Annotated in this window: 5 protein-coding genes, 1 tRNA gene and 2 rRNA genes; 1 reads left to right on the top strand and 7 read right to left on the bottom strand. The window is 67.4% G+C overall.

Annotated features, from left to right (window positions below):
* Nucleotides 1-77: 77 nt before the first annotated feature.
* The 3 genes from HYQ63_RS30905 to HYQ63_RS30895 all read right to left on the bottom strand — a co-directional run bounded on the left by HYQ63_RS30905 (nucleotide 78) and on the right by HYQ63_RS30895 (nucleotide 9,640).
* Nucleotides 78-2,918 carry a DNA translocase FtsK gene (locus HYQ63_RS30905; RefSeq protein ID WP_179937095.1) on the bottom strand — a complete coding sequence of 947 codons (2,841 nt, stop codon included), beginning with the start codon at nucleotides 2,916-2,918 and terminating at the stop codon, nucleotides 78-80.
* Between the two features lie 200 nt (nucleotides 2,919-3,118).
* Nucleotides 3,119-3,793: a two-component system response regulator gene (locus HYQ63_RS30900; RefSeq protein ID WP_009714629.1), complete on the bottom strand. Its 675-nt coding sequence runs from the start codon at nucleotides 3,791-3,793 to the stop codon at nucleotides 3,119-3,121.
* Nucleotides 3,794-4,090: 297 nt separating this feature from the next.
* Nucleotides 4,091-9,640, bottom strand: a complete 5,550-nt coding sequence (locus tag HYQ63_RS30895; RefSeq protein WP_179937094.1) for a HAMP domain-containing protein — start codon at nucleotides 9,638-9,640, stop codon at nucleotides 4,091-4,093.
* Between the two features lie 250 nt (nucleotides 9,641-9,890).
* Between HYQ63_RS30895 and HYQ63_RS30890 the strand changes: the two genes are divergently transcribed.
* The gene (locus tag HYQ63_RS30890; RefSeq protein WP_179940677.1) at nucleotides 9,891-12,518 is read left to right on the top strand and encodes a SpoIIE family protein phosphatase; all 2,628 of its coding nucleotides are present in this window, start codon (nucleotides 9,891-9,893) and stop codon (nucleotides 12,516-12,518) included.
* A 96-nt stretch (nucleotides 12,519-12,614) separates the two neighbouring features.
* On the opposite strand, the gene HYQ63_RS30885 is transcribed toward HYQ63_RS30890, so the two are convergent.
* From HYQ63_RS30885 to HYQ63_RS30870, 4 genes are all read right to left on the bottom strand, one after another.
* Nucleotides 12,615-12,687, bottom strand: a tRNA-Thr gene (locus HYQ63_RS30885).
* A gap of 63 nt (nucleotides 12,688-12,750) precedes the next feature.
* Nucleotides 12,751-13,449: a DegT/DnrJ/EryC1/StrS family aminotransferase gene (locus HYQ63_RS30880; protein ID WP_179937093.1), complete on the bottom strand. Its 699-nt coding sequence runs from the start codon at nucleotides 13,447-13,449 to the stop codon at nucleotides 12,751-12,753.
* A gap of 105 nt (nucleotides 13,450-13,554) precedes the next feature.
* Nucleotides 13,555-13,671, bottom strand: a 5S ribosomal RNA gene (rrf, locus tag HYQ63_RS30875).
* Between the two features lie 74 nt (nucleotides 13,672-13,745).
* Nucleotides 13,746-16,866: ribosomal RNA gene (locus HYQ63_RS30870) — 23S ribosomal RNA — on the bottom strand.
* Nucleotides 16,867-17,019: the final 153 nt, after the last annotated feature.

The following is a 17,019-nucleotide window of genomic DNA, read 5'->3' as shown; positions in this document are numbered from 1 at the left end:
CTTTCGAGCGTGTAGCCACCTGCTGGGAGGTGGGACGTCAGTCCTCGACCTGGGGGAAACGGTTGCCCGCCATACCCTTACGAGTGAGCCTTACCGCGGATCACCGCGATCACGCCATCCAATTCATCCGGCTTGACGAGAACATCGCGCGCCTTGGAGCCCTCGCTCGGCCCGACCACCCCGCGCGACTCCATGAGATCCATCAGCCGGCCCGCCTTGGCGAAGCCCACCCGCAGCTTGCGCTGGAGCATCGACGTCGACCCGAATTGCGTGGAAACCACCAGCTCAGCGGCCTGGCACAGCAGATCGAGATCATCGCCGATCTCCTCGTCGATCTCCTTCTTCTTCGACGTCCCAACCGTGACGTCGTCCCGGAAGACCGGCGCCATCTGCTCCTTGCAGTGCGCGACGATCGCCTGCACCTCGGCCTCGGTCACGAACGCGCCCTGCATCCGGACCGGCTTGTTCGCGCCCATCGGCAGGAACAGCCCGTCGCCCTTGCCGATCAGCTTCTCGGCGCCGGGCTGGTCCAGGATGACCCGGCTGTCGGCCAGCGAGGAGGTGGCGAAGGCGAGTCTCGAGGGCACGTTCGCCTTGATCAGACCGGTGACGACGTCCACGGACGGCCGCTGGGTGGCCAGCACCAGGTGGATGCCCGCCGCCCGGGCCAGCTGCGTGATCCGCACGATCGAGTCCTCGACGTCCCGCGGCGCGACCATCATCAGGTCCGCCAGCTCGTCGACGATCACCAGCAGATACGGATAGGGCTTGAGCTCCCGCTCGCTGCCCTCGGGCTGCTTCACCTTTCCGGCGCGCACCGCCGCGTTGAAGTCGTCGATGTGGCGGAAGCCGAACGCGGCGAGGTCGTCGTAGCGGAGATCCATTTCGCGGACGACCCATTGCAGGGCCTCGGCCGCGCGCTTGGGGTTGGTGATGATCGGTGTGATCAGATGCGGAATGCCCTCGTACGCGGTCAGCTCCACGCGCTTGGGGTCGACCAGCACCATGCGCACGTCGTCCGGGGTGGCGCGCACCATCACCGAAGTGATCAGGCAGTTGATGCACGACGACTTACCGGAACCGGTCGCGCCCGCCACCAGCACATGCGGCATCGTGGCCAGGTTGTGCGCCACGTAGCCGCCCTCGACGTCCTTGCCGAGCCCGACGACCATCGGGTGCGTCTCGCCCATCGAGTCGGCCGTGCGCAGCACGTCCCCGAGGTTGACCATCTCGCGGTCGCTGTTGGGGATTTCGATGCCGACCGCCGACTTGCCCGGGATCGGGCTGATGATCCGCACATCGGGGCTGGCGACGGCGTACGCGATGTTCTTGGTCAGCGCCGTGATCCGCTCGACCTTGACGGCCGGGCCCAGCTCCACCTCGTAGCGGGTGACCGTCGGACCGCGGGTGAAGCCGGTGACCGCGGCGTCCACCTTGAACTCCGAGAACACCTTCGACAGCGACTCCACCACGGCGTCGTTGGCGGCGCTGCGGGTCTTGCCGGGGCCGCCGCGCTCCAGGAGCTCGAGCGAGGGCAGTGCGTAGGTGATGTCGCCGGAGAGCTGGAGCTGCTCGGCGCGCGGCGGCAGCGGTTCGCCCGGCTCGGCGTACGGCCGGGTGAGGTCGGGGACCTCGGACCGCTCCGACGCGGCGGAATCGTCCCCCCGGCCCTTCTTGCCCTTGTCCGGTGCCGCTTTGCCCGGCGCGGCCTTGCCGGAGTGGCCGGAGTCCTGCGTGACGGACCCGCTGCCGGTGCCGGATTCGTCGTCGTGCTCGCCCGAGATGCCGCTGCTGAGCCCGGCGACGAGCGGTGAGGGCTGGACGCCGTGCAGCACCGCGCCGTCCAGCGAGGCGGCCGCGGCGGCCGCCACGTCCACGGCGTCCATGGGGCGGTCCAGCGGCGGCTGGACGGACGACTGCCGACGCGAACGCCGGCGCTTGCGCAGCGCCTCCTCCTCGGCCTGCTCAGGGTCGCTCGCGCCGTCCGTGGACTCTTTCTCCAGCGAGGTCCTGCGAGGCCGCCTGGCGGGCTTCTCGCGCCATTCGTCGGCGTACTCCCCGGCGGCGTCGCCGTCGTGGCCGTACGCCCCCTCCTCGTCCCGCACCAGGCCGAGCCGGACGCCGAGCGCCCGCAGTCGCTGCGGAATCGCGGCGACCGGTGTCGCGGTGACGACCAGCAGCCCGAAGACGGTGAGCAGCACCAGCAGCGGTACGGCCAGCACGTCGCCCATCGCGTAGATCAACGGCCGGGAGACGGCCCAGCCGATGAGCCCGCCCGCGTCCTGGATCGCCGCGTCGCCCTGGCCGCGCCCGGGGGCGCCGCAGGCGATGTGGACCTGCCCGAGGACGCCGATCACCAGCGCGGACAGGCCGATCACGATCCGCCCGTTGGCCTCGGGGCGTTCGGGGTGGAGGAACAGCCGCCCGGCGATGGCGCCCAGGAGTATCGGCACCACCAGGTCCAGGCGACCGAAGGCGCCGGTGACGAGCATCTCGACCAGATCGCCGACCGGACCCTGGAGGCTGGACCAGGTCCCGGCCGCGACGATCAGGGCCAGCGCGAGCAACAGCAGCGCGCTGCCGTCCTTGCGATGGGCCGGGTCGAGCCCCTTCGCGCCGCGCCCTATGGAACGGAACATCGCCGCGACGGCGCGCGCAAGGCCCATCCAGACGGCGCGCGCGGCGCGATACACACCGCTGGTCGCGTAGGGCGCGGGCGGCGGAGGGGCTGCCTTGGCGGCCGCCTTCTTCTTCGGGGCCGCCTTCTTCGCGGGCGCGGCTGCCTTCTTGGCGGGCGCCTTCTTGGCCGCCGCCTTCTTCGCGGGCGCCTTCTTCACAGCGCCTCCGGACTGCCCGGCGCGCTTCTTCGAGGTGCCCGCCGTGCTCTGGGAACCCTTGCCGGACGTACGAGAGGCCATGGGGGCGAGATTACCCGCGTCCGCCGTACGGAGCACGTATGGCATGGGCATCCGGCGCCACTGAGGTCACACCCGTGTCGCATCCGGGCGCGACACCGGCCGGACGGTGAAGGGAGGGTGACAGGACGTCAACGGCCGGGTGACCACGCGGTGGTGCCGTGCCAGGCGTCGGGAGCCCGGCATGATCGGCAAGACACCCCCTAGTTCTGCGAGGGGACCTGACCGGCTCCGCTGCCCGCGCCGGGCTCCAGCGCGTCCAGGGCGCGGCGCAGACCGGTGAGCTTGCGCTCCAGATGGGCCGCGGTGGCCACGGCCGCCGCGTCCGCCGACTCGTCCAGCTGCTTGGACAGCGCCTCGGCCTGCTCCTCCACGGCGGCGAGCCGCGCGGACAGCTCGGCCAGCAGCCCGGCCGACTCCTTGTCACCGGCGGCCGGCTGGCCGCCCTCCAACTGGAGCCGCAGCAGGGAGGCCTGCTCCCGCAGCTGGCAGTTCTTCATGTACAGATCGACGAAGACCGAGACCTTCGCTCTGAGCACCCAGGGGTCGAAGGGTTTGGAGATGTAGTCGACCGCGCCCGCCGCATACCCCCGGAAGGTGTGGTGCGGGCCGTGGTTGATCGCGGTGAGGAAGATGATCGGGATGTCCCGGGTCCGCTCCCGCCGCTTGATGTGCGCCGCGGTCTCGAATCCGTCCATGCCCGGCATCTGGACGTCCAGCAGGATCACCGCGAAGTCATCCGTCAGCAGCGCCTTGAGCGCTTCCTCCCCTGACGATGCCCGCACCAGGGTCTGATCGAGCGCGGAGAGAATGGCCTCCAGCGCCAGCAGATTCTCCGGCCGGTCATCGACCAGGAGGATCTTGGCCTTCTGCACCATGCCCCGTCCTCCTCGTCCCGGCTTGGGGTCTCCCCAGCTCGAAGCGCTGGGGGAAGCACCGGGCGCCGCCCCAGGGGACGACTCCCTTGCGTCGCCCGTCCTTGTGCCGGTCATGGTAGCCGCACCCCGCTGTTCGCCACACCCTGTCACCGCGATGTCACTGTGCACGTAGCAGAAACGCGGTGGGAGACCAGAAGGTTCCCCGATTCCCGCGTTCCCACACGTGTTCGGCGACAGTCAGTCAACACCACGATGGCGTCCGGTGTCCCATCGGACACTCCCCTGCCTTTCACCTGGTCACTCATCCGACATCCACTGCTCCATCACCGTAAGGAGATGATCGGTGTCGACGGGCTTGGTGACATAGTCCGACGCGCCCGCCTCGATGCTCTTCTCCCGGTCGCCCTTCATCGCCTTCGCGGTGAGCGCGATGATGGGCAGCCCGGCGAACTGCGGCATCCTGCGGATCGCCGCCGTCGTGGCGTAACCGTCCATCTCCGGCATCATGATGTCCATCAGGACGAGCACCACATCGTCGTGCTGCTCCAGGACTTCGATGCCCTCCCGCCCGTTCTCGGCGTAGAGCACCTGGAGCCCGTGCTGTTCCAGCACGCTGGTGAGCGCGAAGACGTTACGGATGTCGTCGTCGACGATGAGCACCTTCTCACCGTGGAAGCCGCCCGCCGGCTCCGGAGCCACCAGATCCTGGCCGCCCAGCATCCACGGCTCGGACGCCTGCGGCTGCCGGCTGCCGGACCGGCCGCCGTTCCGGCGGGCCTCCTCCGGGGCGGCCGTCTGCGGCTCGGAAGCCTGTGACGGCTCCTGCTCGGTCCGCTGACGCCGCCGGAAGAGCCCGGCGGCCCCGCGGGTCCGCTGCGCCGTGGCGTCGGCGGTGACGTCGTGCTCGGGCTCCCGCTCCGCCGCGGCCCCGGACTCGTCGTCCTCCGCGCCCTCGGCCGGGTCGTACGGCTCCAGCGCCGGCGGACCGGCGCTGCCCGGCGTGAGCTGCGGATAGCCCTGCGGCGGCAGCTCGCTGGGGTACAGCGGCAGGTACAGCGTGAAGGTCGAGCCGCGGCCCGGCTCACTGGCCGCGTGGATCTCGCCGCCGAGCAGCCGGGCGATCTCCCGGCTGATGGACAGGCCGAGGCCGGTGCCGCCGTACTTCCTGCTGGTGGTCCCGTCGGCCTGCTTGAACGCCTCGAAGATCACCCGCATCTTGCTCGCGGCGATGCCGATACCGGTGTCGGTGACCGAGAAGGCGATCATGTCGGCCTCCGGGTCCCGCAACGCGCCGTGTTCCAGCAGCTGTTCCCGGATGGCGTTCGGCACGTCCACCCCGGCCGGCCGGATGACCAGCTCCACGGCGCCGCCGTCGGTGAACTTCACCGCGTTGGACAGCAGGTTGCGGAGCACCTGGAGCAGCCGCTGCTCGTCGGTGTGCAGCGTCGCCGGAAGCTCCGGCGAGACCCGGACGGAGAAGTCGAGGCCCTTCTCGGCGGTCAGCGGCCGGAACGTGGCCTCCACGTAGTCGACGAGCTGGACCAGGGCGATCCGCGTCGGGCTGACGTCCATCTTGCCCGCCTCGACCTTCGACAGGTCGAGGATGTCGTTGATCAGCTGGAGCAGGTCCGAACCGGCTCCGTGGATCGTCTCGGCGAACTCCACCTGCTTCGGCGACAGATTGCCCTCGGCGTTGTCCGCGAGCAGCTTGGCGAGGATCAGCAGCGAGTTGAGCGGTGTGCGCAGCTCGTGCGACATGTTCGCCAGGAACTCGCTCTTGTAGCGCATCGAGACCGCGAGCTGCTCGGCGCGCTCCTCCAGGACCTGCCGGGCCTCCTCGATCTCGGTGTTCTTGACCTCGATGTCGCGGTTCTGCCGGGCCAGCCGGTCGGACTTCTCCTCCAGCTCCGCGTTGGACGCCTGGAGCGCCTTCTGCCGGTTCTCCAGCTCCGCGGACCGCTCCCGCAGCTGCTCGGTCAGCTCCTGGGACTGCTTGAGCAGCACCTCGGTCTTGGTGTTGACGCTGATGGTGTTGACGCTGGTGCCGATCATCTCGGCGATCTGGTTGAGGAAGTCCTTCTGGATCTGCGCGAAGGGCTGGAACGAGGCCAGCTCGATCACGCCGAGCAGCTGCCCCTCGAAGAGCACCGGCAGCACGATCACATGGGCCGGGGCGGCCTCGCCGAGCCCCGAGGCGATCTTGAGGTAGCCCGGCGGCACGTTCTCCACCAGGATCGGGCGCTTCTCCTCGGCGACCGTGCCGATCAGCGTCTCGCCCGGCCGGAAGGACGTGGGCATCGAGCCGATGGAGTAGCCGTAGGAGCCGATCAGGCGCAGCTCGTAGCCCTCCTCGGCGGTGCTGTCCGCGACCACCTCGGTGCCGTCCCCGGCGGGGACCGCCAGGAAGAACGCGCCGTGCTGGGCGGAGACCACCGGGGTCAGCTCGCTCATGATCAGCCGGGCGACGTCCTCCAGGTCGCGCCGTCCCTGCATCAGACCGGAGATCCGGGCGAGGTTGCCCTTCAGCCAGTCCTGCTCCTTGTTGGCGAGCGTGGTCTCGCGCAGGTTCGCGATCATGGTGTTGATGTGGTCCTGGAGGACCTGGATCTCACCGGAGGCGTCCACGTCGATCTTGAGGTTGAGGTCGCCGCGGGTCACCGCGGTCGCGACCTCGGCGATGGCGCGCACCTGACGGGTCAGGTTCCCGGCCATCTCGTTCACCGACTCGGTGAGGTCCTTCCAGGTGCCGGCCACGTCCCGCACCCGCGCCTGGCCGCCCAACTGCCCCTCGGTGCCTACTTCACGGGCCACCCGGGTCACCTGGTCGGCGAAGGACGACAGCTGGTCCACCATCGTGTTGATCGTGGTCTTGAGTTCGAGGATCTCGCCCCGCGCCTCGATGTCGATCTTCTTGGTCAAGTCACCCTGGGCGATCGCCGTGGTGACCATCGCGATGTTGCGCACCTGTCCGGTCAGGTTGGACGCCATCGAGTTCACGGACTCGGTGAGGTCCTTCCACGTCCCCGAGACGCCCGGCACCCGCGCCTGGCCGCCCAGGATGCCGTCCGTGCCCACCTCGCGCGCCACGCGGGTGACCTCGTCCGCGAACGAGGACAGCGTCGTCACCATCGTGTTGACGGTGTCGGCCAGCGCCGCGACCTCGCCGCGCGCCTCGACCGTCACCTTCTTCGTCAGATCGCCGTTGGCGACCGCGGCCGAGACCTGCGAGATGTTGCGCACCTGGATGGTCAGGTTATTGGCCATCAGGTTCACGTTGTTGCTGAGGTCCTTCCAGATGCCGGTCACGCCCGGCACCCGCGCCTGACCGCCCAACTGGCCTTCCGTACCCACCTCACGGGCCACCCGGGTGACCTGCTCGGCGAACGAGGACAGCTGGTCCACCATGGTGTTCACGGTGGTGACGAGCTCCAGGATCTCGCCCTTGGCGTCCACCGTGATCTTCTTCGACAGGTCGCCCTTGGCGACCGCCGTCGTCACCTCGGCGATCGAACGCACCTGGGACGTCAGGTTGTTGGCCATGCCGTTGACGGACTGGGTCAGGTCCTTCCAGGTGCCGGAGACCCCCTGCACCTCGGCCTGGCCGCCCAACTGGCCCTCGGTGCCCACCTCGCGGGCGACCCGGGTGACCTCCTCCGCGAAGGACGACAGCTGGTCGACCATCGTGTTCAGGGTGTTCTTCAGCTCCAGGATCTCGCCCCGGGCGTCGACGTCGATCTTCTGCGAGAGGTCACCGCGCGCGACCGCCGTGGCGACCTGCGCGATGTTACGGACCTGGGCGGTCAGGTTGCCCGCCATGCCGTTCACCGAGTCGGTCAGGTCGCGCCAGACGCCCGCGACACCGGGCACCTGCGCCTGACCGCCCAGCCGGCCGTCCGTACCCACCTCGCGGGCGACCCGGGTCACCTGCTCGGCGAAGTCGGACAGCTGGTCGACCATCGTGTTGATGGTGTTCTTCAGCTCCAGGATCTCGCCGCGCGCGTCCACCTCGATCTTCTGCGACAGGTCGCCCCGGGCGACCGCCGTGGTCACCTGGGCGATACCGCGCACCTGCGAGGTCAGGTTCCCCGCCATCGAGTTGACGGAGTCGGTCAGGTCCTTCCAGGTGCCGCTGACGCCGTCCACCCGGGCCTGGCCGCCCAGCCGGCCCTCGGTGCCCACGTCCCGCGCCATGCGGGTGACCTGGTCGGCGAACGAGGAGAGCTGATCCACCATGGTGTTCACGGTGTTCTTCAGCTTGAGCATCTCGCCGGAGACGTCGACGGTGACCTTCTGCGACAGATCGCCGTTCGCCACCGCGGTCGTCACCTGGGCGATGTTGCGCACCTGTCCGGTGAGGTTGCGGAAGGCGGTGTTCACCGAATCCGTCAGGTCCTTCCACGTCCCCGCCGCACCCGGCACCTGCGCCTGACCGCCCAGCTCACCCTCGACACCGATCTCCCGGGCCACCCGGGTCACCTCGGCACCGAAGGACTGGAGCTGGTCCACCATCGTGTTGACGGTGTTCTTCAGCTCCAGCATCTCGCCGGCCACGTCCACGGTGACCTTCTGCGACAGATCACCGTTCGCCACCGCGGTCGTCACCTGCGCGATGTCCCGCACCTGGGCCGTCAGGTTGCGGAAGGCGGTGTTCACCGAATCCGTCAGGTCCTTCCACGTCCCCGCCGCACCCGGCACCTGCGCCTGACCGCCGAGCAGCCCCTCGGCGCCGACCTCGCTGGCCACCCGTGTGACCTCGTCCGCGAAGGTGCGCAGCGTCTCCGTCATCGTGTTGATCGTGTCGGCGAGCTGCGCGACCTCTCCGCGTGCGCTCACCGTCACCTTCTGCGACAGATCACCGTTGGCGACCGCCGTGGTGACCTGGGCGATCCCGCGCACCTGGGCGGTGAGGTTCCCGGCCATGAGGTTGACGGAGTCCGTCAGGTCCTTCCAGACGCCCGCGACGCCCGGCACCTTCGCCTGGCCGCCCAGTTCGCCCTCGGTGCCCACCTCACGGGCGACCCGGGTCACCTCGGCGGCGAACGAGGAGAGCTGGTCCACCATCGTGTTGACGGTTTCCTTCAGCTCGAGCATCTCCCCGGACACATGAACCGTGACCTTCCGGGACAGATCACCCTTGGCCACCGCCGTCGTCACCAGGGCGATGTCCCGCACCTGGGCGGTGAGCCGGGACGCCATCGTGTTGACGGACTCCGTGAGGTCCTTCCACGAACCCGACATGCCGCGCACCCGGGCCTGACCGCCCAGCTTGCCCTCGGTGCCGACCTCACTGGCGACTCTCGTCACCTCGTCGGTGAACGCCGAGAGCTGATCGACCAGCCCGTTGACGGTGCGCCCCACCTTGAGGAACTCACCGCGCAACGGATGCGCCGACCCGTCGGCACCCTGTGCCCGCAGGTCCATGCGCTGCTCCAGGTCGCCCTCGGCGACCGCGGACAGCACCCGGCCGACCTCGGACACCGGCCGCACAAGATCGTCCACCAAGGCGTTGGACGCGTCAATAGCCGCCGCCCACTGCCCCTCACAGGCGCCGGTCTCCAGCCGTTCCGTGAGCTTTCCCTCACGGCCGACCACCCGCCGCACCCGGGTCAGCTCGCCCGTGAGCTGGAGATTCCGCTCCGCGACCTCGTTGAAGACCGCGGCGATCTCGGACATGACGCCCTCGCCCGAGACCGTCAGCCGCTTGCGGAAGTTGCCGTCCCGCATCGCCGTCATCGCGGTCAGCAGCCGGTTCAGGGCCGCCGTATCCACTTCGGTCGTCCCATTGCTCCGGGACCGTCCGCCTTTCGCGCGCGTATTCGTGCCCCGCGCCGCTGCGCCAGACTCCACCGTGTCCCTCCCGCAGGGTTGACCGTCCTCGTCGGGTTCTTCTTCCAGCTTGCCCAGTGTTTCACCCTGGCCCAACCAGGCCATAACAGTTCGGCAGCATCGCATACCGGCGCCAGCCCCCTCCGGGTGGAATCACGGCGGACCGGCATTCGCGGGGGCGGTTGAGGTAAGTAACCTGGCATCCGGCCAGGCATCGGAGGGGCGCTGCGACATGGGTGAGCAGTTCGCCGAGACACATATGAGGAGACCTGTGATCACCGCGCGGGCAGCCGCCACCTTCGAGCCGGTGGGACGCTCGGTCGCCGCCGCCCGCACCTTTGTCCGGGACACCCTCCAGGGCTGGGGCCTCACCGACATCGTGGACGACGCGGTCGTCCTCACCAGCGAACTCGTCACCAACGCGGTGGTGCACGCGGGCACCACCGCCGATGTCGTGTGCATCCGCGCGGACACCGGCGTCCGCGTCGAGGTCGCCGACCGCTACCCCGAACGGGAAGTTCCGCTCCAGAGCAACGGCGGCCACCACTTCGGCAGCCCCGATCGCGAGGGCGGCCGCGGTCTGCTACTGTGCGCCGCACTCGCCGCACGCTGGGGCGTCGAGTACACGGCCACCCACAAGCAGGTCTGGTTCCAGCTCGACTTCCCCGAGCGGCCGGCCGGCACCCGGGCCGCCGGGCCCGCGCTGCCCTCCAGCGCCCTGCCGATCGCCGACTCCCGGGTCCGCGTCGCGGTCGTCCAGGTCGACAGCGACGGCCTCGTCAGCGCCTGGAACGACGACGCTCAGGAACTGTTCGGCTACAGCCCGGAACAAATCGTCGGCAAGCCCCTCACCGATCTCGCCGCCTGGCCGCACACCCCCGGCACCAGCACCGGCGTCGCCGAGGCGCTCCAGCTCTCCCGCTGGGAGGGCTCGTACGGCATCCGCGGCGCCGACGGCCGGGTCTCCCCCGTCTACGCCTCCCACCTGCGCATCCGCGATGCCGACGGCGCCGCCTCCACCGTCTGTCTGCTGGTCCGCGACCGCGAGCGCGCCGTGTTGCAGAGCCCGATGCGCGGCGCCGCGGCCGACACCTCCGACTCCTCCGAGCGCGGCCCGGCCAGCGACGCCTTCGAGGTCTTCATCGGCTCGCCCGCCCCCGACGACCTCGACGGACTCCTCCAGCGCACCGTCGAACGGGCTCGCGACATGCTCGATGGGGACGCCGCCTATCTGCTGCTCGCCACCGACGACGAGACCGAGCTGGAGGTGCGCGCCTCCACCGGCCTGCCGTCCGCCCGGCAGCGCTTCGCCCGCGTCCCCGTCGAGGCCGGCACCGGGCGCTACGGGTCGGCTCGGATGCCCTCCGTCCACGAGGATCTGTCCGCCGTGCCGGGCGCCGTCCCCCTGCTCATCAACACCGGTATGCGCTCGGTCGTCACCGTCCCCCTCAAGGTCGAGGGCCGGCTCACCGGCTCGCTCGGCGTCGCCGCCGAGGCCCCCAGCCGCTACAGCAACGAGGAGGCACTGCGGCTCCAGTTCGCCGCCGACCGCATCGCCCTCGCCGTCGAACGCGCCCGTCTCACCGAGCTGGAGAAGCTGCGCCGCGGCTCCCTCTCCTTCCTCGTCGAGGCGTCCGACCTCCTCGCGGGCACCCTCGACCGCGATCAGACACTGGCTCTCATGGCACAGATGACGGTGCCCACCCTGGCCAGCTGGTGCGCCGTCTATACGGTCGCCGACCAGGCCTCCGACCCCGAGCTGTCGTACGTCCTGCATGAGGACGAGGACCGGATCGACGGCCTCAAGGCCCTGCTCACCAAGATCGACCCACCGGAGCAGGTGCCCACCGGCGGTGCCCGCGGCTGGACCGGCCCCTACGAGGCGGCTCACGCGGCCGCGCTGCGCACCTCGCTGCGCAGCCTGAGCCTCGGTGACTCCGCCCGGCCCTCCTCGGGCCCGGGCGCCTCGCTCGCGACCGCGTCCGCCGTCGGCGGCGAGACGGTCGTCCTGCCGCTGGTGGCCCGTAACCGCGTCATCGGGATGCTCACCCTCGGCAAGCCCACCGACGAGCACTTCCGCCAGGAGAACCTGGAGCTGGCCGAGGATCTCTCCCGCCGGGCCGCGCTCGCGCTCGACAACGCGCGGCTCTACTCGGAGCGCACCGCCATCAGCCAGTCCCTCCAGCGCAGCCTGCTGCCGCCCGAGCAGCCCGAGGTCCCCGGAGTCGAGGTCGAGGTCATCTACCGCGCCGCCGGTGAGGGCAACGAGGTCGGCGGTGACTTCTACGACCTCTTCCCGATCCGCGACGGCGCGTACGGCTTCGCCATCGGCGACGTCTGCGGCACCGGGCCGGAGGCCGCCGCGGTCACCGGTCTCGCCCGGCACGCGCTGCGGCTGCTCGCCCGCGAGGGCTTCGGCGGCCCGGCGGTCCTGGAGCGGCTCAACGCGGCGATCCTCGACGAGGGTGCCCGCAGCCGCTTCCTCACCCTCCTCTACGGGGAGCTGTGGCCACAGCAGGACGGCGGCGCGGTGCTCAAGGTCGTCTGCGCAGGCCACCCGCTGCCGCTCCGGCTGCGCCAGGACGGCTCCGTCGAGGCGGCCGCCGAACCGCAGCCCCTGCTCGGCGTCATGGACGACCTGGAGCTGTACGAGCAGACGGTGACGCTCGACCCCGGCGACGTCCTGCTGTGCGTCACCGACGGGGTGACCGAGCGCCGCGAGGGCACCAGGATGCTCGGCGACGACGGCCTGGTCGACGTCCTCACCACCTGCACCGGACTCACCGCGGGAGCGGTGGCCGCCCGGGTGCTGCGCGCGGTCGAGCGGTTCGCGGCCGAACCGCCGTCCGACGACATGGCGATCCTCGCGATGCGCGTCCCCGAGCCGCAGGACGCCTGACCGGCCGGGGCCGGGGCACCGCCGGTGCCCCGGCTTCCTCGGCGCCGCTCAACATGACGAAGGCCCCCGCCAATTGGCGGGGGCCTTTCGCAGGAGAGCCCCAATACGGAATCGAACCGTAGACCTTCTCCTTACCATGGAGACGCTCTGCCGACTGAGCTATTGGGGCGCGGCAACGGGATAGATCATACCCGAACTCGAGTGCGCTCTCGACCACCCGCCCCTCGACCGCTCAGGCCGCTGACTGCAACAACCCTCCCAGTGCGTTGCAGGCCGAGACGACGCGCTGCAACTCCCGCCGGGACATGGTGGGATCGACGGGGAGCGCGAGGCATTCGTCGGCCGCGCGCTCCGTCTCCGCGAGCCACAGATCGCGCCGGAAGCGCGCTGTGCGGTGCGCCGGGGTCTGAATGGGGACGTGGCACACGACGCCGCGAGACCGCAGCGTACGGGCGAATGCGTCCCGGTCCGGGCGCCCGTTGCCCGGCACCCTCACGACGTACTGCTGATAAGTGTGTTCCATGCCGGGCTTGGACGCGGGGGTGACGACCCCGCGCAGCTTTCCGTTCAGATAGGCCGCGTTCGCCTGTCGACGCAGGATCTCGCCGACCGGCTCGCACACGGCGCCGTGTCCGATCACGAGCACTCCGTGCCGCTGTCCCAGCTCGGTGAGGCGGGCCATGTCGGCCGGGTGTCCGAAGGTGTGTATGGCCACGATGGCCGCGGTGCGGGGCGTCAGCGCCTCGGCCACCGCGTTCGGGTCTATGCAGAAAGTGTGAGCGTCGATGTCCACGAACACCGGCCTCGCGCCGGCGAGGAGCACCGCTTCCGCCGCTTCGGGTGTGCCGTAGGACGGCACGATCACCTCGTCGCCCGGCCGTACGCCCGACCGGGTCAACTCACGCCACAGCTCATCCGTTGGAGTCCCCATGAACGGCATGTTGCCCACGCAACATGAACACCGAGTGGCTCGCAACACAACAAAAAGAGAGGCCTGTCGGGAACCGAAGTTCCGACAGGCCTCTCTCCAATATTTGTTCGGCGGCGTCCTACTCTCCCACAGGGTCCCCCCTGCAGTACCATCGGCGCTGAAAGGCTTAGCTTCCGGGTTCGGAATGTAACCGGGCGTTTCCCTAACGCTGTGACCACCGAAACACTATGAAACAAACAAACCGGATATCAACACAGTTCGTTATTTCAGAACCAACACAGTGGACGCGAGCAACTGAGGACAAGCCCTCGGCCTATTAGTACCAGTCAACTCCACCGGTCACCCGGCTTCCATATCTGGCCTATCAACCCAGTCGTCTACTGGGAGCCTTACCCCATCAAGTGGGTGGGAGCCCTCATCTCGAAGCAGGCTTCCCGCTTAGATGCTTTCAGCGGTTATCCCTCCCGAACGTAGCCAACCAGCCATGCCCTTGGCAGGACAACTGGCACACCAGAGGTTCGTCCGTCCCGGTCCTCTCGTACTAGGGACAGCCCTTCTCAAGACTCCTACGCGCACAGCGGATAGGGACCGAACTGTCTCACGACGTTCTAAACCCAGCTCGCGTACCGCTTTAATGGGCGAACAGCCCAACCCTTGGGACCGACTCCAGCCCCAGGATGCGACGAGCCGACATCGAGGTGCCAAACCATCCCGTCGATATGGACTCTTGGGGAAGATCAGCCTGTTATCCCCGGGGTACCTTTTATCCGTTGAGCGACGGCGCTTCCACAAGCCACCGCCGGATCACTAGTCCCGACTTTCGTCCCTGCTCGACCCGTCGGTCTCACAGTCAAGCTCCCTTGTGCACTTACACTCAACACCTGATTGCCAACCAGGCTGAGGGAACCTTTGGGCGCCTCCGTTACCCTTTAGGAGGCAACCGCCCCAGTTAAACTACCCACCAGACACTGTCCCTGATCCGGATCACGGACCCAGGTTAGACATCCAGCACGACCAGAGTGGTATTTCAACAATGACTCCACCATGACTGGCGTCATGATTTCACAGTCTCCCACCTATCCTACACAAGCCGAACCGAACACCAATATCAAGCTGTAGTAAAGGTCCCGGGGTCTTTCCGTCCTGCTGCGCGAAACGAGCATCTTTACTCGTAATGCAATTTCACCGGGCCTATGGTTGAGACAGTCGAGAAGTCGTTACGCCATTCGTGCAGGTCGGAACTTACCCGACAAGGAATTTCGCTACCTTAGGATGGTTATAGTTACCACCGCCGTTTACTGGCGCTTAAGTTCTCAGCTTCGCCCCACCGAAATGGAGCTAACCGGTCCCCTTAACGTTCCAGCACCGGGCAGGCGTCAGTCCGTATACATCGCCTTACGGCTTCGCACGGACCTGTGTTTTTAGTAAACAGTCGCTTCTCGCTGGTCTCTGCGGCCACCACCAGCTCACACTGCAAGAGTGATCACCAGCAATGGCCCCCCTTCTCCCGAAGTTACGGGGGCATTTTGCCGAGTTCCTTAACCATAGTTCACCCGAACGCCTCGGTATTCTCTACCTGACCACCTGAGTCGGTTTAGGGTACGGGCCGCCATGAAACTCGCTAGAGGCTTTTCTCGACAGCATAGGATCATCCACTTCACCACAATCGGCTCGGCATCAGGTCTCAGACACATGCCACACGGATTTACCTGCGTGACGTCCTACACCCTTACCCCGGGACAACCACCGCCCGGGCTGGACTACCTTCCTGCGTCACCCCATCACTTACCTACTACCACCTTGGATCAGCGGCTCCACCACTCCCCTCAACTCCGAAGAGATCAGGGCGGCTTCACGGCCTTAGCATCAGAGGATTCGATATTGGGCGCTTCAAAGCGGGTACCGGAATATCAACCGGTTGTCCATCGACTACGCCTGTCGGCCTCGCCTTAGGTCCCGACTTACCCTGGGCAGATCAGCTTGACCCAGGAACCCTTAGTCAATCGGCGCACACGTTTCCCACGTGTGTATCGCTACTCATGCCTGCATTCTCACTCGTGAACCGTCCACAACTACCTTCCGGCGCTGCTTCACCCGGCACACGACGCTCCCCTACCCACCACAGCCCTCGTTGGAGGTATTGCTGCAGTGACACGACTTCGGCGGTACGCTTGAGCCCCGCTACATTGTCGGCGCGGAATCACTTGACCAGTGAGCTATTACGCACTCTTTCAAGGATGGCTGCTTCTAAGCCAACCTCCTGGTTGTCTCTGCGACTCCACATCCTTTCCCACTTAGCATACGCTTAGGGGCCTTAGTCGATGCTCTGGGCTGTTTCCCTCTCGACCATGGAGCTTATCCCCCACAGTCTCACTGCCGCGCTCTCACTTACCGGCATTCGGAGTTTGGCTAAGGTCAGTAACCCGGTAGGGCCCATCGCCTATCCAGTGCTCTACCTCCAGTAAGAAACACACGACGCTGCACCTAAATGCATTTCGGGGAGAACCAGCTATCACGGAGTTTGATTGGCCTTTCACCCCTAACCACAGGTCATCCCCCAGGTTTTCAACCCTGGTGGGTTCGGTCCTCCACGAAGTCTTACCTCCGCTTCAACCTGCCCATGGCTAGATCACTCCGCTTCGGGTCTTGAGCGCGCTACTAAACCGCCCTATTCGGACTCGCTTTCGCTACGGCTTCCCCACACGGGTTAACCTCGCAACACACCGCAAACTCGCAGGCTCATTCTTCAAAAGGCACGCAGTCACGACCGTGCTCCGAAGAACACGGCGACGCTCCCACGGCTTGTAGGCACACGGTTTCAGGTACTATTTCACTCCGCTCCCGCGGTACTTTTCACCATTCCCTCACGGTACTATCCGCTATCGGTCACCAGGGAATATTTAGGCTTAGCGGGTGGTCCCGCCAGATTCACACGGGATTTCTCGGGCCCCGTGCTACTTGGGTGTCGCACAAGCAAGTTGCTGACATTTCGGCTACGGGGGTCTTACCCTCTACGCCGGGCCTTTCGCATGCCCTTCGCCTACATCAACAATTTCTGACTCACCCAGCCGCCGGCAGACGACTGAAGTACGATCCCACAACCCCGCATGCGCAACCCCTGCCGGGTATCACACACATACGGTTTAGCCTCATCCAGTTTCGCTCGCCACTACTCCCGGAATCACGGTTGTTTTCTCTTCCTGCGGGTACTGAGATGTTTCACTTCCCCGCGTTCCCTCCACACTGCCTATGTGTTCAGCAGCGGGTGACAGCCCATGACGACTGCCGGGTTTCCCCATTCGGACACCCCCGGATCAAAGCTCGGTTGACAGCTCCCCGGGGCCTATCGCGGCCTCCCACGTCCTTCATCGGTTCCTGGTGCCAAGGCATCCACCGTGCGCCCTTAAAAACTTGGCCACAGATGCTCGCGTCCACTGTGCAGTTCTCAAACAACGACCAGTCGCCCACAGACTTCGTGGACTCCGGCCTCCGAGGGGTCATTCCCTCAGACACCCAACAGCGTGCCCGGCAGATCTTCCTCACCACGGTCTCTTTCCACGCCCCGAAGGG

The sequence above is a fragment of the Streptomyces sp. Rer75 genome (genome assembly GCF_013414305.1).
GTDB classification, from domain to species: domain Bacteria; phylum Actinomycetota; class Actinomycetes; order Streptomycetales; family Streptomycetaceae; genus Streptomyces; species Streptomyces himastatinicus.
The sequence above is the reverse complement of the archived record's forward strand: the minus strand, read 5'-3'. Positions and strand labels throughout refer to the sequence as shown.

Coding starts and splice junctions, on each gene's coding strand:
- HYQ63_RS30905 (WP_179937095.1), bottom strand. CDS start 2,918: ATGGCCTCTCGTACGTCCGGCAAGGGTTCCCAGAGCACGGCGGGCACC.
- HYQ63_RS30900 (WP_009714629.1), bottom strand. CDS start 3,793: ATGGTGCAGAAGGCCAAGATCCTCCTGGTCGATGACCGGCCGGAGAAT.
- HYQ63_RS30880 (WP_179937093.1), bottom strand. CDS start 13,449: ATGGGGACTCCAACGGATGAGCTGTGGCGTGAGTTGACCCGGTCGGGC.